Genomic DNA, 17,893 nt, shown 5'->3' on the forward strand with positions numbered 1-17,893 from the left:
GCGACCGGCGGAGGGGATGCAGTGGGCACATACGGCAGCGAACGTCGCGCGCAATCTATGCGCCGACGCCGCCGGCCGATGCGATGCACGACGCAGTTTTCCCGGACGGGCGCCGCCGCGTTTGTAACGATCCGTCTTAGTGAGCCTGCGGTCGCGCTCCGGCGGTGGCGGCGCGGCGATGCTGCGGCTGCGCAGCGATCGCGCGGGCCGGGCGAGGGCGGGTGTCGGCGTGAGGTTCGAGCGGCATCGGGTGGACGTCCGTCACCGCTCAGCTTGCGTCGGCACGGCCTGCGGAAGCCGTTCGGAGGCATCGCAGCGGCAGCGTCGCAGTCGCGGATTTTGTGCGCACCGTCCCTGTTTGTAATTCTGCCGAAATGCCTCGCGTTGTACTGGCATTCGGTAACCCGTTGCGCCTAAAGTGAGCGCCGAACGCACCCTCGCATGCATCCTGTTGCCGACGCCGGTCTTGCATCGCTGCGGTTGAGATGCGCAGGCGTAGTATCGACTTGCCGACCTAAGGAAAGGGAGCAACGCAGATGGATTTGCCCGCACGCATCGCGGCCGCCGCAAGGCCGGCCGCCTGGATCGAAACTTCCCCCGTTTTCGTTGTCGCCGACGCGACGACGCCGCCATGCCCCGGCCCGGGCCGGCGGCGGCTCGTCGCCGCGCGGACATAAGCACCGATCAAGCTGCACACGAACTCCGACGGTTCGCCGTTGGAAGTCGAAATCCCCCATGCCGGCGCCGGCGGTCCTCCCTCACCGACCGAGCGCACGGCCTCTCCAAGCTCCATAGAAGGAATGACCATGACAGTTGTCGCAATGGATGCCGACAATGAGGCCGAACGCCGGCCGGCTCGAAACCGCATCGGCTGGAACCTGGCCCTGGCCTCGCTGGGCTTGCTGCTCGCCTCGGGCGCGCAGGCGCAGGAAACGGTAAAGCTGTGGCGCACCAACAGCCTCGCGCTGGCGCCTCAGACCACCGAAGCCGCAATGCAGCAGGGCATCAGGAATTACTTCGCTCAGTTCGGCGGCCCGCCGATGAGCATGTACGTCAAGAGCCAGAGCGCGCTCAACAGCAAGACCGTCTACAAGTACGCGATCGAGCCGAAGCCGCCGACCTTGACCGACTGGGCCTACAGGGAGCTCAACGACCCGTCGGGCACGCCGACGCAGGCCTCGCTGGAGGCGATCGTCGCCCGCATCAAGCAGGGCTACGACGCCCAGAGCGTCGCCCAGGGCTGCGCGGCGGCCAGCACGGTCACGCCGACGGTCTGGACGACCGATCTCACCTGGTCGACCAGTCCGATCGCGATCCGCGAATCCACGCCCACCGACGTCAAATACATGGTGGCGCCCGGGGGCGGCGGGGCCTGTTATCTCACCAACACCCAGGTCAAGATCGTCAAGGATCGGGCGGCCAGTTGCCCCGGCCTGCTCATGAGCTGGAAGAGCGATCTCAGCGCCTGTGCCGCCGGGCCCAGCTTCGACATGGTGTATTACAGCGAGCCGTTGCCGAGCAACGACTGCCCGGTCGGCAATCCTTGCGACCCGACAACCGGGGACAAGTCCGAGCCGGCGCACGATTTCGATCTGGGCTGGATTGCATTCGATCGACACTACCATTCGCTAACGTCGACTGTCGCTGGCGGATTCGGTTACGGATGGACGCATTCGCATAATCTGCGGCTGTCGGTCGGCCCCGATCCGACCACGCCTTCCGACCCGACGGTCCGTATTGGTTTCGTTGAAGCCGATGGTTCGCAGGTCGCGTTCACGCCGGTGGGTGCCGCGTACGAGGCAAACGACCAGAGCGGCGACCGGATCGTCGCCGACGGCGCGCAGTGGCTGATGCATCGCAGCGACCGGGTGCTGCGTTTCGACGCCGCCGGCCGTCTGCTGGAGCAGCGTTTCGAGAACGGCTCGGTCCTGAGCTATAGCTACGACGCCATGCGCCGCCTGGGCTCGATTTCCCATAACAGCGGCCGCAGCCTGGTGTTCGAATACACCGCCGGCGGCGACGACGCGCCGATCACGGCGATCCGCTCGGCCGGCGTAGCGCTCGCGTCTTTTGCCTATAACGCCAATGGACAGGTCGAAACCGTCACCTATCCTGGCGGCGAGTCGCGGACCTATCACTATGAAGATACGAGGTTTCCCCTCAATCTGACTGGCGTGACCGCGGAAGGCGGCCAACGCTACAGTACGTTCAATTACGACGCCAAGAATCGGGTGACCCTGAGCGTCCATTCCGGTAACGCCGACCGCGTCACCCTGACCTATCCCTCGACGGGTGGTTCCATCGTCACCGATCCTCTCGATCGTCAGACCACCTATGCCCTGACCGCATCGCCGGCCAGCGGCGCGCCGCGCAAGGTCAGCGGCCTGACCGACACCCGCGGCACCATCGGCAGGACCTACTACGACGAAACCGTCGACTTCCGCCGCCGCCTCGACACGGTCACCGACCGCAACGGCACCCAGACCAAGCACACGTACGCCGAAGCCAACGACCCGGTCACCGGGCAGCCGGCGCGCACGCATACGGTCAAGGAAGCGGTCGGCCTGGCGCAGGAGCGCAGCAGCCTCGAACGCCGCGACGTAGCCAGCAACCGCACCGTGCTGACCCAGGTCGGCAACCGCGAGACCCGCATCGTGCGCAACGCGCGCCTGCAGCCGGTCACCGTCACCGTGCGCGACACGGTCAGCAACCAGACCCGCACGACGACCTACGCCTATTGCGAGGCCGCCGACGTGGCGGCGAGCAACAGCACCTGCCCCATCCTGGGCCTGGTCAAGTCGGTCGACGGCCCGCGCACCGACGTCAACGACGTCACGACGTTCCAGTACTACGGCAGCGACGACAGCACCTGCGCGACCCAGCCGGCGCTATGCACCTACCGCAAGGGCGACCTGCGCAAGGTCGTCGACGCGCTGGGCCGCAGCACCGAGACCTTCGGCTACGACCCGCAGGGCCGGCCGCTGTCGGTCGTCGACGCCAACGGCATCGTCACCGACTACGAGTACCACCCGCGCGGCTGGCTCACCGCGACCAAGGTCCGCGGCGCCGACAACAGCGTCGAGACCGACGACCGCATCACCCGGGTCGAGTACTGGCCGACCGGCCTGGTCAAGCGCATCACTCCGCCGGGCGGCGCCTACATCACCTACACCTACGACACCGCCCAGCGCCTGACCAGCGTGGCTGACAAGGCCGGCAATAAGATCCAGTACACCCTCGACCTGGCCGGCAACCGCAAGCAGGAAGACACGAAGACCGCGTCCGGCACCTTGAAGCGCACCCTGTCGCGCGTGTTCAACACCCTGGGCCAGTTGCAGACCGCCAAGGATTCGCTGGCGCATGCGACCACCTTCAGCTACGACACCGACGGCAACCCGGACCTGACCACCGACGCCTTGAACCGCGTCACCAACCAGGACCACGACCCCCTCAATCGCCTCAGCCGCACCCTGCAGGACGTCGGCGGCCTCGCGGTCGAGACCAAGCTGGAATACAACGCGCTCGATCAGCTCACCAAAGTCACCGACCCGAAGGGCCTGGCCACCACCTACGGCTACAACGGCTTCGGCGATCAGGTCCAGTTGACGAGCCCGGACACCGGCGTCACCACCTATGGCTACAACAGCGCCGGCCTGCTCGCGAGCAAGCAGGACGCCAACGACGCCAACCCGCACACCTACACCTACGACGCCCTTAACCGGCCGAAAACGGTGTCCTACGGCGGCGGCGCGAACGATGTCGAGTACGACTACGACACGGTCAACACGGTCTGCACCGCCGGCGAGAACTTCGCCCTCGGCCGCGTCACCGCGATGCGCACCGACGGCACCGAGCTGAAGTACTGCTACGACCGTTGGGGCCAGCTCGTGCGCAAGGTGCAGACGGTCGGCACCCGCAGCTTCACCCTGCGCTACGCCTACACCAGCTCGGGCCAGGTGCGCAGCATCACCTACCCGGACAACGCCATCGTCGACTACGTCCGCAACACCCAGGACCAAGTCACCGAGGTTGGCATCAAGCCGGCCGGCGGCGTGCGCACGGTGCTGCTCAACAATGCGGCTTACGAACCGTTCGGCCCGGCCACCGGCTGGACCTACGGCAACGGCCGCAACCTGGCGCGCACCTATGACCAGGACTACCGCGCCAAGACGATCCTCGACAGCGCCACCGGCGGCTTGTCGTTGGCCTATGGCTACAACGAAGTCGGCGAGCTGACCGAACTCAAGGACGGCCTGCAAAGCGCGTTCTTGGCTAAGTACGACTACGACACCCTGGGCCGCCTGAAGATCACCCGCGACGGCCCGACCGGCACGCCGCTGGAGACCTACGGCTACGACGCCACCGGCAACCGCAGCAGCCTGCTGCACGGCGGCATCACCACCAACTACACCTACCCGACCACCAGCCATCGCCTGAGCAACGTCGGCGGCGTCAGCCGCGGCTTTGATGCGGTCGGCAACACCACCAGCATCGGCGGCACCGCCAGGGAGTTCGTCTATAACGCCAACGACCGCATGAGCCAGGTCAAGCAAGCCGGCGTGGTGAAGGCCAGCTGCCGCTACAACGCCAGGGGCGAGCGGGTCTCGCGAGCGGACAACGCGACCGGCGCGATCACCGGCTACACGCTGTACGACGAAGCCGGCCATTGGCTGGGCGATTACGACGCCAACGGCGCGACCAAGCAGCAGGCCATCTGGCTGGGCGACGCCCCGGTCGGCTTGGTCGTCGGCGCCGGCGTCGCCCAGACCCTGCGTTACGTGCAACCCGACCACCTGGGCACCCCGCGCGCGGTGATCGACCCGAGCCGCAACCTCGCGGTCTGGACCTGGGACGCCAAGGGCGAAGCCTTCGGCAACAACCCGCCGAACCAGGACCCGGATCAGGACGGTACCGCGTTCGTGTTGGATATGCGGTTCCCGGGGCAGCGGTTCGATGCGGCAAGCGGATTGATCTACAATTACTTCCGCGACTATGATCCGACCATAGGCCGCTATATACAAAGTGACCCGATTGGCTTGAGTGGTGGATTAAGTACCTTTGGATATGCAGGAGGCAGTCCGCTGACCGCCGCAGACCCGTTTGGACTAGAGTGCCCACCACAACTAAAGCAAGAGCGAAAATGCTTCAATGCCAGCAATTACGACGCCACAAGGCATGGCAGCAGAACAGTTATCGGTAGCGCAGCCACCGATCAAATATTTCTCGCAAATGGCCGACGACTAGATCGCTCGGAGACAGATGAACACTTCGCGTCTATCGGGAAGGATGGAAGCTTCACGATTATTCCGGCACCTACGCAGGAAACCGCCAAGGGAGTCAAAGGCGATTTTTCGGTAACCAGAGAGGAAACCGCTGCCATTTGCCATTCCCATCCGAAGGATAAACAATTTGAATCGATCCCAGGATATGGCGAACATGAAGCTGTTTTGCTTGGATATCCGAGCTACATAGTTAGAAACTCGGTTTATGGCGTACTTGAAATCGACAAAGGCCAGTTCCAGTACAGGATACTAAGAGGCACGCTGCCCCTTAATGATCTTCGGAACATCCAGAGCCGTCTCAATCAATTTCAGAACCGACTAAGTCCGTAGAAGAGCCCGGAAACAAGCTAACGGAGGTCACATGAAAGCCGCTTTTATCATACTACTAGGCTTGTCCCTCTCCGGCGTAAACATAGCGAGCGCCGTCGCCGAAACCAATGAGGAAAGATTATCCACACAGATCCTTAGGGATCCCTCTCCAGCCATTGCGAGACGGGTATCGATTAGCGGACGCCTGCAATGGAGCAACGAAGACAGGAATCTCTATCCGACTTGGGCGGGCACCCCGGCGCCTCGCGATTACTGCCTCCCAGTACTCATAAACCAGAAAGATGACTTGACGAGCGAGGCAGCCGAAAAACTGAGCGGGAAGAACGTTAAAATCTACGGAATAATTTCTTTCGTTTCTTCGGACGCAGATTCAATCTCGGTAAATTCCTGTAAGCAGTTGGGCATACATGTAATACACATGGAAGCTGTCAGCGATAAATAGAGCGGTAGCCGCAGAGCCTCAAAGGCGCCGGCAACGGGGTCTGAATCGCTCAGGAATCCATAGACATTTCGCAGCCATCTTTAAGGCCCCGGCAACGGGGCCTTTTTTCTTGTAGGGCATCCCGACAACAAAGCCAATATCGCGCCAACATTCGCTTGCGACATCGTAGCGCTGCCCCGGGAACCGCATATCGAACACGCGGCCAGGGAGTTCGTCTACAACGCGAACGACGAGGCGGACTGAGTACATTCGCGTATGCGGGCAATGCCCCAATGAGCAACGTAGATCTGTTTGGCTTGGACGCAACGACAGTCCCCACATCAGTCTATCCCGTGCGCGGATTCGTGCCACCATCAAGAACGGAGCTGACACTAGCGCTACAAGCTCTAGTTGCCGGCGGCGCTACGGTTTCGGCCTACACTACGGGCGCTGCACTATTGCTGTACTCCCCTTCGTTGGGGGGCGCCCCATGTGAGGCGATGGGAGCCGGTGCTTGCGCTCGCATGTACAGCGAGAAGAAGGAGCGGGGAGAGGAGTATCAAGCTTATAAGGATATCCAGCGAGCCAGTGTTGCCTACGCCCCAGGCTCGTGCAGGCATTTAAAGAACCGTATCGAGCACCATAAGACGCCAAATCGATTGCGCTCGGCCTGGGACTCCAAGTGGCCCAGTAGCAAGTTTCCTGGCGGTCGACATATTGGCGACATTGCACTGAGCAATGCGACGATCACCAAGCTCGAAAAAGAGTTTAAGGAACTCTGCCCTGAGGAATGTGATGAATGAATAATGAACTCGCCAACCTGCTCGATAAATATCGAATGCACGAGATGTTCGTTGACTTCAATATTAGAAATTTTGATGATCGGGGAGCCGACGGAGAGACGCCACTGCATTTGGCCGCACTTAGTGGTGACATCGACGACCTGAAACTCATGCTTCCGGTAATATCAAATATCGACATCCCGGGCGGTATCGGCCATACGGCGCTTCACTACGCAATCATGTTCGGATATGCGCCAGTCGTTGATGCTCTATTGAAAAACGGAGCCAGCTTGCTCGTGGAGAAGGAATACGGCGATCGCCCACTTGATCTGCTGAAGAAAAATCGAGAAGAGGTGGTCGCAGCAATACTTAAGCATCAGCCGGATGCCATCTCTCGTTGAGCCGGTCAACGATGCAAAATCTATGTCCACACGGATGAATTCGGCGCCAAGTACCCTTCATGATAAAGAGGGTGGTTCATTCTTAGAAATTTAAAAAACCGGGTCAGAGCACCTTCCGTCTAGCCCCTGGCGGAAGCCACTCTGACCCGGTTCGCAGGATCACCCGCGACGACCCCAGCAACACGCAGATCGAGATCTACGGACACGACAAGACCGGCAACCGCAACAGCCTGCTGCACGGCGGCATCACCACCAACTACACCTACCCGGGCACCAGCCATCGCCTGAGCAACGTCGGCGGCATCAGCCGCGGCTACGACGCGGTCGGCAACACCACCAACATCGGCGGTACGGCGAGGGAGTTCGTCTATAACGCCAACGACCGCATGAGCCAGGTCAAACAGGCCGGCGTGGTCAAGGCCAGCTACCGCTACAACGCCAAGGGCGAGCGGGTCTCGCGCGCCGACAACGCCACCGGTGCGATCAGCGGCTACACGCTGTACGACGAAGCCGGCCATTGGCTGGGCGACTACGACGCCAACGGCGCGACTAAGCAACAGGCGATCTGGCTGGGCGACGCCCCGGTTGGCCTAGTCGTCGGTGCGGGCGTCGCCCAGACCCTGCGTTACGTGCAGCCCGACCACCTGGGCACCCCGCGTGCGGTGATCGACCCGAGCCGCAACCTCGCGGTCTGGACCTGGGACGCCAAGGGCGAAGCCTTCGGCAACAACCCGCCGAACCAAGACCCGGACCAGGACGGCACCGCGTTCGTATTCGATATGCGCTTCCCGGGGCAGCGCTTTGATGCGGCTACCGGGCTGAGCTACAACTACTTCCGGGATTACGATGCGGCTACCGGCCGGTATGTGCAGAGCGATCCGATTGGATTGGAAGGCGGCATAAGCGGCTACTCGTATGTGAACTCCCGCCCATTTGACTTATCAGATCCTTTGGGGTTGAAGCCGAAAGATTGTTATATCAGTGCAGATATCGCCGCTGCAAACGCAGTCGCGGAAACGCTTCCGAACTCCATCAAGAATAATTGGGAATATGGCGGTTGGGTATATAAAACTGCAAAAGGCTACTATTCGTATACTGAGCCTAAAACAAGTTGGGATAGCGAATACGTCAAAATAGGAGAGCCACCTAAGGGCGTAATTTCGCTCGGAAAATACCATACTCATGCCAGAGAGCCATATCCCGCTAAGCCTATTCGAGAGACGTTCTCTGGGGGCGACATACGAATTCCATATGGCCAGTTGGCTTGGGTCGGTACGCCCGCAGGAAAAATATTGAGGTATAGCAGCATGGGGAGGGCCGACACTAAAAGGCTGCCCCAGCCGGCTCCGAATAACGGCGATGCGTGTGACTGCAGTGCGCCTATAAAGAGTGCTTGGGACGTTGCAATGGAATTCCTGGGGTTTGACTAAGGGAGGGTGTATGAAAAATTTTATTGCATTAATTTTTGTGTTGCTGATTGCGCTTGCCTCATTGCAGCCTGCTATGGCTCAGTCGCCGGACAATCTAATTAAAGCGTCTGGGGTGGCTATAGCAGCGTATTCGAAGAATATCGCTGAGCGCCATACGACGCCCGGCGCTGATGGGGATTACATGCGAAATATTAATAACTATGATATAGGGATTAGTCAAAATTCAAGCTATATAATATTTATTTTCTTGCCGAGTGATAAGAATGTTGCTGGTGGTGGCGGTGAGATTTGGATTTCAAAAAAAAATATGAAAATAGAAAAGACTTCTAACTATTTTTAATCTCGGGCGACTATTAAATTACTCGCGAGTGTTGTGAAGGCGATGGGCTAGCGAGCCGCCATCAGTTATGTCGCAAAAAGTAGGCTCCGAAGTCGGAGCCTTTCTTTTGATCCATAGGCACGGCTGCCCCTGAAGGTGCGTTGGCAAATACCAGCAGCACAGCGCTTAGATGGTTGCGGTTGAGGTCAGGGCGCATCCAAGACGACACAAGGCGGGGGTAAGCTAACCAGAAAAAACCGGGTCAGAGCACCTTTCCGTCTAGCCTCTGTCGGAAGCCACTCTGACCCGGTTCGCACTGTCGGGCGGGACCAATATGCTTGGCGACAACGTCGAGTTGGTCGAAAACCCTACTCGCAAGGCACTCGGCTACCCATTGCGCAATGCATACCTGCCCACCACGCAGTTGGCTCCGGTAGTCGCCGCCCGGCCTAAGAAGTGACGTTTTTCAACCATGAAGCGTTGACGAAGAACCAGCGTCCTTACATGCACAGGTGAACTGATGAAAACGGCGTTGGGGGCTCTGATGCTCAGCGTTTGCACATTCGCAAACGCGCAAGAAATCAAAACAGCACAACGGGATTTGGCAGACCAAGTCGGCTTGATCAATCTGAAAGCTGGGATGACGGAGAAACAAGCCGGCGCCGTCGCGCTATTCTATTGTGAGCGGTACATAGGCGGTTGTGGCACGACAGATGCCCCAGTTAGTCAGGGTTCCCACTGGCAGATCACTCCTCGTACTGGAATCGATGGATCTCCCGACAAGGACAAAATCCTTGTGGGCAAGCATTCGGGAAAGGTTTCTTGGGGCAAAGGCCCCGCCATTGATCTGCTTTCGCTGGTGAGCTCGAAGGAGCCTGCGCCAGCACCCGTTAATAAAGGCGGCGCGAAGCCTGTTCTGACCTCTGCTTCTGCGGTGAAAATTGAGTTTACTGTCTCGCCGGCTGGCAAGGTCTCCAATGCCAGATTTAAGAGATCGTCGAAGGACATAAAATGCGACGTGCAGGCCAGAGCTCGAGTGGAAAGCTGGAAATTTCCGCCCAGGAAGACGCCAATTCAGCTTGTCACGACTTTGGGCTGTAACCGGTGAGAGCCTGGAACAGGCCGCAATGCAAAAAAGCGGCAGCAGGAGTAGATGGCTGACCACTACGTTCCAGAGTAAAAACCCGGGTCAGAGCACCTTTCCGTCTAGCCACTGTCGGAAGCCACTCTGACCCGGTTCGCAGTGACCAAGGGAAGATACACCTACGATATATCCAGGGCTCTGGTAGCACTGGCGGATCTTCTGCCGACTCCGAGCTGCCGGCGAGCGTTACCCCCTTGCCAAATTGCGATTCAGCCAGGATCGAAGCTTATGACCTCTCAATCAATCCCGAAAGGCCCAGCTGCCGACGAATTAAGGAACGCCATAAATTGGCAAGCTGCATTTCCTAATTATGTGTTCAGCGAAGGCAAGCTCCAAGGTTTTTTTATTATTGGTGCTGGAATATTTGATACCCGCAACTTCTTGGAATTCATGCTCGGCGAAAATTTAAGAACAAACGGAACGCCGATATCTGTTCTTGTCCGGCTGCGAGAGCAGCCTGAGCGAGATCTGTTTTTTTCAGTGTCGAACGCCGATGAAATAAAAGATTTGCGACTTCATGTAACGCAAGGGCCCTTTGAAATTTTCGGTTCCATTATTGTTGTTAGCGGTGAGCCGAAATGGGTGGCCTACGAGGACGTCGATGAGCACTTCGCTATACTGGCAGTCTTCGATGCTAGTACCTTTGAGCGCTGGTCAGCGAAGGAAAGTGGTGTTTTCGATTATGTCATTTCCGAAGATCAAGTCTCCGAAAAATTGCAAGCTGACGAATGGGTGGGATGGGAGTCAGATTTTCTGAAGAAAATTATTGAATCCTATGGTGGAGGGCAAAAGTAGCAGTCGCTCATAAAAAATCGGGTCAGAGCACCTTCCGTCTAGCCCCTGTCGGAAGCCACTCTGACCCGGTCGCAGGGAGTTCGTCTACAACGTCAACGACCGCATGAGCCAGGTCAAACAAGCCGGCGTGGTCAAGGCCAGCTACCACTACAACGCCAAGGGCGAGCGGGTCTCGCGGACCGACAACGCGACCGGCGCGATCACCGGCTATACGCTGTACGACGAAGCCGGCCATTGGCTCGGCGATTACGACGCCAACGGCGCGACCAAGCAACAGGCCATCTGGCTGGGCGACGCCCCGGTAGGCCTGGTCGTCGGCGCGGGCGTGGCGCAGACCGTGCGTTACGTGCAGCCCGACCACCTGGGCACCCCGCGTGCGGTGATCGACCCGAGCCGCAACCTCGCGGTCTGGACCTGGGACGCCAAGGGCGAGGCCTTCGGCAACAACCCGCCGAACCAGGACCCGGATCAGGACGGCACCGCGTTCGTGTTCGATATGCGCTTTCCGGGGCAGCGCTATGACGCGACCACAGGGCTGAATTACAACTACTTCCGGGATTACGATGCGGGTACCGGTCGGTATATGCAGAGTGATCCGATCGGGTTAGCTGCTGGTATCAATACCTATGTCTATGTTCGCGGGAACCCGATAAGCCTAATAGATCCGCGGGATTTAAAAGATCTTGACCTTGGGCTCGGATATAAAGGGCGTGTGGACCCATTCATTTCCGGAGGGGTGTCTTTGTTTGAGATTCATGTGAAGAATCCAAGAGGCACAGAGATCGGAGTCCTATGGCCAGATGGCGAGTGGCTAAACAAGCATGGATTCAAAGGGAAGCCAGAGGGCATTCCTGATGCCATGTGCGACAAGGTAAGGGGGGAGGTAGTAGCACAGCTCAGGTCCCGAAAAATTCTACCTGCGAAAGGAATGGTTAATATAAAAGGCGCCAATCTCGGGCGAATTTTGAGAGCTGCGATCCGAACGGGCGGTGCAGCAGGGACGGTCCTTGCCAGTCCAAGTCTCGAAAGGTTGTGTTCAATTGATCCTTCCCATCCAGCTTGCTGAGGCTTTGAGAATGTTTTTATTGAGAAAGGATCGCCCTGCTAACTCACTGGACGAGTGGGACGTTGGGTGGCAGAAATACCAAGAATATTTGGCTTCAATTTCCTCATCGCTGCCGGAGTCTGTGCTTTCTTATGCCTTGGCAGACTGGCACTACGATCATATGGATCATCGACCGCCTCACGATTCATGGCTTCAGAAGGTAGAGGTAATCGAGTCGGCCGGAAATGGCGAGCGCGGTCCTAAGGGCGCTCGTATGATCCTGACACTTCTCGGTGCGTACCATGATGGAATCATCGAGATTGAGTACTTTGGTATCCATTCCTATGCCATGCATCGCGGTTCTGCGATTTTCGGTGATTGGCTGTACGACGAGGTGAGGCTATCGGACGAAGGTAATGTTCTTCATGAGGTGGAGTTCGATAAAGGATCGCTGCTTGTTGTTTGTCAGGATTTTATACATAAGTGGCTGCCATGTAATTGAGTTGAATTAGAAGGCTTTTGGTCGGGCTCGTGTTCTCGTCTAAAGTAATGGCTCGCTAAGTGAGGCTCTCTATCTTGGAGCGCGCCTATGCGGCGCTCTATTTTTTGTATTATTTGGCTAATGTTACTCGCAGCGCTCTGGCGGCACGGCTCATGTCGCGGATGTCCAATGCCAGTTAAAAAATGCGGCTAATTTTATTTTCTGGAAGGCAGGCGAGGATGTTGGAATATTTTTCATACAAGACCAGCTTACCAGCCAAGACGATTTATCGTGACTAGTTGGGGTTTCAGTACTTTGACCTCAAAGGGCTCTCCACCTGCCTCGCTAAAGTCGGAGGCTTTGACGCTGGCGCTTCTTTGTCGAATGGCCAATCGGATAGTCAGCTCACGCAGAGTTGCATCCTGAAATGTGGACAATAATGATGCGAATTTCCTATCTGATAATGTTTTTCGGTTGTGCATTCTTGGGTGCCTGCTCTGCTGGTCTGCAGGATCAGCAAATACGCAGCGATTTTTTTGGTCTTCAGAAAAAAGGTGAAGTCAAGCCGTCCGGCGAAATTACCCGGGTAATCAAAGGAGACGGCTGGAGTGACGGGGCGGAAGTCAGGGTGTATTTCTGTCAGCAGACCCCGTCCCAGAAGTGTGAGAAAACCTATGTCTCGATGTCGTATCAGAAGCGCGCTGACGGCAGTTGGAAATTAATATCAGTTGGGGCTGAATAAAAAGCAAAAGCCGGGTCGGAGTACCTTCGTGCTGATTTGTCGGAAAAGTACTCCGACCCGGTTCAGTGTCGCGCACCGACGGCATCGAGAAGTTCCCCGCCGCCAATGGTGCAGCCAAGTCCGGCGCCAAGAGCCAGTCGGGCGTGAAGAAAGGGCTACCCGGAAGGGCCATAAGGCCGCAGTTAAGAAGACCCGCCGACCCGCAAAGGGTTGAATGACGGAGCTTCCTTGTAGGCAGGCCTTCTCCGTTGTGCACTCATCGAGTGGCTATATCGGCCCTGCCTTGCAGTGGTCCGCGTTCGTGCAGAGAGCGAGTCCAACCCCAATGCGGTGCACGGTTTAGCTCGTGTCTTATCCGCGATGGTTCAATGTGCGTTGAGCACTACTGCGAGGGGCGCTATAACCTGTCAACGAAACCGAATTGTAAAATTATAAATAATTTATTGTGATATTTTCGTAATTTAACGGAAAAAAATTGTCTCGCATCGCTGCTGGGTGTAGAAAGTGTCTTGAGTAGTATTACTACTAACGAGGTTGCTCCGTTGACCGATGACATCGACTTCCTGCACATCCCCCCGAAGCCCAAAAATTGGGGCGAACTCTTCGCGATCACTGGCGGCCTACAGGGCATTCCCATAGAAGAGATTGTCCTAGGTCATCCAATTCATGAGTATGAGTTCGACAGCAAGGACATGCGGCCATGTGGCCGCAAGAACTGCGAACGTCTCCACGCGCATGGATGGCTCGTTGCGTTGACGAATGGACGTTTCGTCCACATCGGTCAAGACTGCGCGGCGAAGTACACCGATGGCGCCACCGTTTGGAATCAAAAAATCAGTGCTTATCGCGGTAGAGAAGAGGCGCGAATCCGCAAGCTGGCTTTCGTGCAGATCCGGCTTGAGGCGCAGGAAAAGCAATACTGGTTGGACAACACCCCTGCGATCGACCTCGCGGTAGCACTTCACCGCTCCTTTTGTGATCAGGCGAACGGGCCGTTGCTACACGAGATAGAGAAGCGTGCAGAAAGAGGGCGGAGCGCTATTGAGCGCGAAGTTCGACTGAGCGAAGCCGACCGCGAGTTGCGTCGTGCTGCCCTTGAGGCAGGACGCACATCAGATGAGCCAAGAGCTTACGTCGCACAGGTCGAAACTCAGACGATCGCGTCTCTCGCCGGTCTGGAATGTTTCCACCCTAAGAACACACCCTCTGTCCTCAAGCAAGAACTCCAGCAGCTAGTTACGACGTTGCTGTCATGGCAGCCAGCGGACGACGACAGGGACGCAATTCGCTCCATGCAACGTGCAAAGCGCGATTTGGCCCCCCTCAGCAATCGCTTGAACACATCTTTGGTCGCGGTGGAAAAGTTCTTTACAGAGGCGAACTTCAAAAGCCTTATGAACCTCCCCGTAGTCCGCGCGCAAGGAATCATCTCAATTGAGCGCAGTGGAACAATCGTGACGATTTGCCGGCGGCCACACTGGGGAAGGGCGGCATAATATTTTGAGGGGTTGAACAATGGTGCAAAACGCTCGACCGGGTGGCAAGCTGAGTTGGTCCGCACTATTTGAAGTGCAACTGCCAATCTTCGCCGTGGAAAACAATCTTCGTTATCTGTCTCAGCTCTGTCTCCGCCATTTCAAGTGCCTCACCCTTGGTTCGTGATTCGGTGTTTTGGGATACAGCGAACCACGTGTCTTTGTGCTCGATATCTGAGTCAATTTTCCTTATGCGATAGGCGGGCTCGTAAAAATCTGCCCCGTCTTCTTCAGGTTCGGTCGTCGCGCGAACGACGAAGCCATCAATTGTTCGGCTTGTCATGATCTGCCCTCTTTGGAATGTTGTTTGTGCCAGAGTCCGTTGGGTTGTATATCTGATTGAATTTACTTGGATCGATGGTTGATCCTGTTTGGATAAATGCCTCCATTGCATTTTCGGCGCTCTATAGGTGGCGCAGATATTGATCGTGGTGTTGAGTATTGGGCGCCAAATCCGGGCCGCTTGGGTGCTGCAGATGAAATCGAATTTGTCATTGCAAGGTGGCCATGCCGATATACTGAGATTTAAAGGTTTTTCCCCAGGAATCGCACGATTTTACGATATCTTCTGTTAGTCCCTCCTTCAAAAACCGGGTCAGAGCACCTTCCGTCTAGCCCCTGTCGGAGGCCACTCTGACCCGGTTGGCAGTGCCCGACATTTGTAGAATTAATGATTGACGATGGTTGGAACTGGGCAGTACGAGCCTGTCCGAATTTTTATCGGCCGCTGATGTCGGCGTGCGGCAAGCCAAACGCGACGATCGCGACTGCAAAGAGTATTTTTCTTACAAGGACGGCTTGCCGATCAAGACGGTTTGCCCGGACTAGCTGTGGTTTCACGATCCCCATTGCGGATCGGGCACCCGCGCAAACCTTGAATGTCTCGATTCGTCTTCAGCGTCGTAATTCGGCATCGAGCTCGTTCAAAAGCTCGCCGAAGCGTCCGCGATCTTGAATCGGGGGCGGCAGGCGTCGCAGGACGCTGCGTACCGCGGGCGATGCGAGGTTCGCCGCCCAGTGCAGTTGTTCTCTACCGACGGCGATGTCGTTCCCGGCTTCGAGTTCGAGGGCGAGCGCCTGATGGACCGCCGCGCCGAGCACGTGTTTGACCTGATGCGGTGTGGCGAGGGGGTGCAGATAAGCCGCGGCCGCGGCGTGGCTGGCGGCTTGGGCGGCGTTGGCTGCAGCCGCGCGCTTGGTTTCGCGAGCGGCGGTATAGGCGGCCCAGGCGCACGCGCGCAAGGTTGCGGTGCGCTTGTTGCCGGCGGCAAAGGCCTCCGCTTCGGCGATGGCGTCACGCGGGCGATGGTCGTTCGGGCAGGCGGCCTCGAAGATCGGCAGCACACGCCGGGCGCAGATCGCTGCGAACAGCGCGACCTGCCTGAGTTCGTCGTCGCTGAGCGGTATTTCGACTTTGCCTTTGTCGCTCATCGAGAGTGCTCCTGTCGCGTGCCGGTGCGAATGGCGCCGAGTCTTGCCGGTTCAAGCCTGAAGTACATCCCGGGTTTCGATACGCCAAGGGCGCGGCACCGGTGCCCGGAACTGGGTAGCGAGCCGCTGCTTACACGACGTCCAAAGGCAAGCTCCACGTCGTAGCGCGCTCGAGCACCGACGCGCATGCCTCGCCGACCGGCATAGCTCCGTGCTCCAGCCGGCCGGCGCCGACTCTGCCGGGACCCAAAACAAAACAGCCCCTGACGTCGTCAGGGGCTGTTCGTATATCTGGCGGAGAGAGGGGGATTCGAACCCCCGAAGCGCGGTTTAGACGCTTACACACTTTCCAGGCGTGCTCCTTCAACCACTCGGACACCTCTCCGGGATCTGTGCGGGCGCTGTCGCGGGCCGTGCAGAGCCGGGAATTCTAGCGGCGGCGGGGCCCGGTAACAAGCTGAAGCTGCAGGGGCCGGCGTGGGAGGGGCCGGGAGGCTCGGGCGCGGGGGTGGGGCGTGGCACAATGTGGAGGTTCGTTCACGCTTCGCCCGCGGCTTCCGTCGCGAGCGCCCGGACGGCGTCGTACGCACCGCGTCCGGCCCGTCAGAACGCCTTATCGCAAAGGATCCGATGTCGTATCTCGTCCTCGCCCGCAAGTGGCGCCCGAAGCGTTTCGCCGAGCTGGTCGGGCAGGAACACGTGGTGCGCGCGCTGACCAACGCGCTCGGCACCGGGCGCGTGCATCACGCCTTCTTGTTCACCGGTACCCGCGGCGTCGGCAAGACCACCATCGCGCGCATCTTCGCCAAGTCGCTGAACTGCGAGCGCGGCACTTCCTCGGACCCCTGCGGCGAGTGCAACGCCTGCCTGGACATCGACGCCGGCCGTTATATCGACCTGCTCGAGATCGACGCCGCCAGCAACACCGGTGTCGACGACGTGCGCGAGGTGATCGACAACGCCCAGTACATGCCGAGCCGCGGACGGGTCAAGGTCTACCTGATCGACGAAGTCCACATGCTGTCGAAGTCGGCGTTCAACGCGCTGCTGAAAACGCTCGAGGAGCCGCCGGGGCACGTCAAGTTCCTGCTCGCCACCACCGACCCGCAGAAGCTGCCGGTGACGGTGCTGTCGCGCTGTCTGCAGTTCAACCTCAAGCGCCTGGACGAGCAGCAGATCTCCGGGCAGATGACCCGGATCCTCGCCGCCGAGGGCATCCCGGTCGACGAGGCCGCGATCCGCCAGCTCAGCAAGGCCGCCGACGGCAGCCTGCGCGACGGCCTGTCGTTGCTCGACCAGGCCATCGCCTACAGCGGCGCCGGCACCGATGCGCGCCTGGAAGGGACGGCGGTCGCGGCGATGCTGGGCACGGTCGATCGGACCCGGGTCGGCGCGGTCCTGGCCGCCCTGGCCGACGGCGACGGCCAGCGCCTGCTCGACGAGGTCGCCACCCTGGCTGAGTTCTCGCCGGACTGGGGCGGGGTGCTGGAAACCCTCGGCGATGCCCTGCACCGGATTCAGGTGCGCCAACTGGTGCCCGAGGCCGCGGTCGAGGCCGACGGCGTCGATATCGACACCCTGGCCGAGCAACTGCGGCCCGAGGTGGTGCAGCTGTGGTACCAGATGAGCGTCAACGGCCGACGCGACCTGCCGCTGGCGCCGAGCCCGCGCGCGGGTTTCGAGATGAGCGTGCTGCGCATGCTGGCGTTCCGTCCGGCCGCGGCCGGTGGCGACGGCGGCCCGGCGCCGTCGTCG

General features: G+C 58.9%; 14 protein-coding genes, 1 tRNA gene and 1 pseudogene. 13 read left to right on the forward strand and 3 right to left on the reverse strand.

The genetic code is table 11. The annotated features are described in order from the left end of the window. The first annotated feature begins 806 nt into the window (after nt 1–806). The 11 genes and pseudogenes from ACSAMQ_RS11980 to ACSAMQ_RS12030 all read left to right on the forward strand — a co-directional run bounded on the left by ACSAMQ_RS11980 (nt 807) and on the right by ACSAMQ_RS12030 (nt 14,668). On the forward strand, nt 807–5,612 hold the full coding sequence (locus tag ACSAMQ_RS11980; protein ID WP_435395854.1) for an RHS repeat-associated core domain-containing protein: 4,806 nt from the start codon (nt 807–809) through the stop codon (nt 5,610–5,612). 945 nt (nt 5,613–6,557) lie between these two features. Further along, complete coding sequence (locus tag ACSAMQ_RS11985; protein ID WP_435395855.1) at nt 6,558–6,836, forward strand: hypothetical protein; 279 nt, start codon at nt 6,558–6,560, stop codon at nt 6,834–6,836. Further along, nucleotides 6,833–7,216, forward strand: a complete 384-nt coding sequence (locus ACSAMQ_RS11990; protein WP_435395856.1) for an ankyrin repeat domain-containing protein — start codon at nt 6,833–6,835, stop codon at nt 7,214–7,216. Before ACSAMQ_RS11985 ends, ACSAMQ_RS11990 begins: the two co-directional genes overlap by 4 nt. Nucleotides 7,217–7,602: 386 nt before the next feature. Then, the gene (locus ACSAMQ_RS11995; protein ID WP_435395857.1) at nt 7,603–8,646 is read left to right on the forward strand and encodes an RHS repeat-associated core domain-containing protein; all 1,044 of its coding nucleotides are present in this window, start codon (nt 7,603–7,605) and stop codon (nt 8,644–8,646) included. Between the two features lie 10 nt (nt 8,647–8,656). Continuing rightward, the gene (locus tag ACSAMQ_RS12000) at nt 8,657–8,986 is read left to right on the forward strand and encodes a hypothetical protein (RefSeq protein ID WP_435395858.1); all 330 of its coding nucleotides are present in this window, start codon (nt 8,657–8,659) and stop codon (nt 8,984–8,986) included. Nucleotides 8,987–9,485: 499 nt separating this feature from the next. Further along, nucleotides 9,486–10,073, forward strand: coding sequence for a TonB family protein (locus tag ACSAMQ_RS12005; protein WP_435395859.1), 588 nt, complete (start codon nt 9,486–9,488; stop codon nt 10,071–10,073). 264 nt (nt 10,074–10,337) lie between these two features. Beyond that, a complete protein-coding gene (locus ACSAMQ_RS12010; protein ID WP_435395860.1) occupies nt 10,338–10,904 on the forward strand; it encodes a hypothetical protein in 567 nt (188 codons plus the stop codon). A 73-nt stretch (nt 10,905–10,977) separates the two neighbouring features. Next, nucleotides 10,978–11,970, forward strand: a pseudogene (locus ACSAMQ_RS12015) (RHS repeat domain-containing protein); the annotation flags it as partial. Next, the gene (locus tag ACSAMQ_RS12020) at nt 11,945–12,451 is read left to right on the forward strand and encodes a hypothetical protein (RefSeq protein WP_435395861.1); all 507 of its coding nucleotides are present in this window, start codon (nt 11,945–11,947) and stop codon (nt 12,449–12,451) included. The pseudogene ACSAMQ_RS12015 and the gene ACSAMQ_RS12020, both read left to right, overlap by 26 nt. Nucleotides 12,452–12,872: 421 nt before the next feature. Beyond that, complete coding sequence (locus tag ACSAMQ_RS12025) at nt 12,873–13,172, forward strand: hypothetical protein (RefSeq protein WP_435395862.1); 300 nt, start codon at nt 12,873–12,875, stop codon at nt 13,170–13,172. Nucleotides 13,173–13,714: 542 nt separating this feature from the next. Next, on the forward strand, nt 13,715–14,668 hold the full coding sequence (locus ACSAMQ_RS12030; RefSeq protein ID WP_435395863.1) for a hypothetical protein: 954 nt from the start codon (nt 13,715–13,717) through the stop codon (nt 14,666–14,668). A gap of 64 nt (nt 14,669–14,732) precedes the next feature. On the opposite strand, the gene ACSAMQ_RS12035 is transcribed toward ACSAMQ_RS12030, so the two are convergent. Beyond that, on the reverse strand, nt 14,733–14,990 hold the full coding sequence (locus ACSAMQ_RS12035) for a hypothetical protein (protein WP_435395864.1): 258 nt from the start codon (nt 14,988–14,990) through the stop codon (nt 14,733–14,735). A gap of 401 nt (nt 14,991–15,391) precedes the next feature. Between ACSAMQ_RS12035 and ACSAMQ_RS12040 the strand changes: the two genes are divergently transcribed. Next, a complete protein-coding gene (locus ACSAMQ_RS12040) occupies nt 15,392–15,535 on the forward strand; it encodes a hypothetical protein (protein ID WP_435395865.1) in 144 nt (47 codons plus the stop codon). A 66-nt stretch (nt 15,536–15,601) separates the two neighbouring features. Here ACSAMQ_RS12040 and ACSAMQ_RS12045 read toward each other — a convergent pair whose 3' ends face one another. Both ACSAMQ_RS12045 and ACSAMQ_RS12050 read right to left on the reverse strand, forming a co-directional pair. Then, on the reverse strand, nt 15,602–16,138 hold the full coding sequence (locus ACSAMQ_RS12045) for a putative immunity protein (RefSeq protein ID WP_435395866.1): 537 nt from the start codon (nt 16,136–16,138) through the stop codon (nt 15,602–15,604). Between the two features lie 292 nt (nt 16,139–16,430). Next, nucleotides 16,431–16,523 (reverse strand) — tRNA-Ser (locus ACSAMQ_RS12050). A gap of 245 nt (nt 16,524–16,768) precedes the next feature. Between ACSAMQ_RS12050 and dnaX the strand changes: the two genes are divergently transcribed. Beyond that, nucleotides 16,769–17,893 (forward strand): DNA polymerase III subunit gamma/tau (dnaX, locus tag ACSAMQ_RS12055; RefSeq protein ID WP_435395867.1); only part of this gene is annotated, 1,125 nt, incomplete at its 3' end.

It is taken from the genome of Lysobacter sp. 1R34A (genome assembly GCF_051217035.1).
Classification (GTDB): Bacteria; Pseudomonadota; Gammaproteobacteria; order Xanthomonadales; family Xanthomonadaceae; genus Lysobacter.

Bases quoted from the DNA above. Each gene is read 5' to 3' on its own strand.
- ACSAMQ_RS11980 (WP_435395854.1), top strand. From the start codon at position 807: ATGACAGTTGTCGCAATGGATGCCGACAATGAGGCCGAACGCCGGCCG.
- ACSAMQ_RS11985 (WP_435395855.1), top strand. From the start codon at position 6,558: ATGTACAGCGAGAAGAAGGAGCGGGGAGAGGAGTATCAAGCTTATAAG.
- ACSAMQ_RS11990 (WP_435395856.1), top strand. From the start codon at position 6,833: ATGAATAATGAACTCGCCAACCTGCTCGATAAATATCGAATGCACGAG.
- ACSAMQ_RS11995 (WP_435395857.1), top strand. From the start codon at position 7,603: ATGAGCCAGGTCAAACAGGCCGGCGTGGTCAAGGCCAGCTACCGCTAC.
- ACSAMQ_RS12000 (WP_435395858.1), top strand. From the start codon at position 8,657: ATGAAAAATTTTATTGCATTAATTTTTGTGTTGCTGATTGCGCTTGCC.
- ACSAMQ_RS12005 (WP_435395859.1), top strand. From the start codon at position 9,486: ATGAAAACGGCGTTGGGGGCTCTGATGCTCAGCGTTTGCACATTCGCA.
- ACSAMQ_RS12010 (WP_435395860.1), top strand. From the start codon at position 10,338: ATGACCTCTCAATCAATCCCGAAAGGCCCAGCTGCCGACGAATTAAGG.
- ACSAMQ_RS12025 (WP_435395862.1), top strand. From the start codon at position 12,873: ATGCGAATTTCCTATCTGATAATGTTTTTCGGTTGTGCATTCTTGGGT.
- ACSAMQ_RS12035 (WP_435395864.1), bottom strand. From the start codon at position 14,990: ATGACAAGCCGAACAATTGATGGCTTCGTCGTTCGCGCGACGACCGAA.
- ACSAMQ_RS12045 (WP_435395866.1), bottom strand. From the start codon at position 16,138: ATGAGCGACAAAGGCAAAGTCGAAATACCGCTCAGCGACGACGAACTC.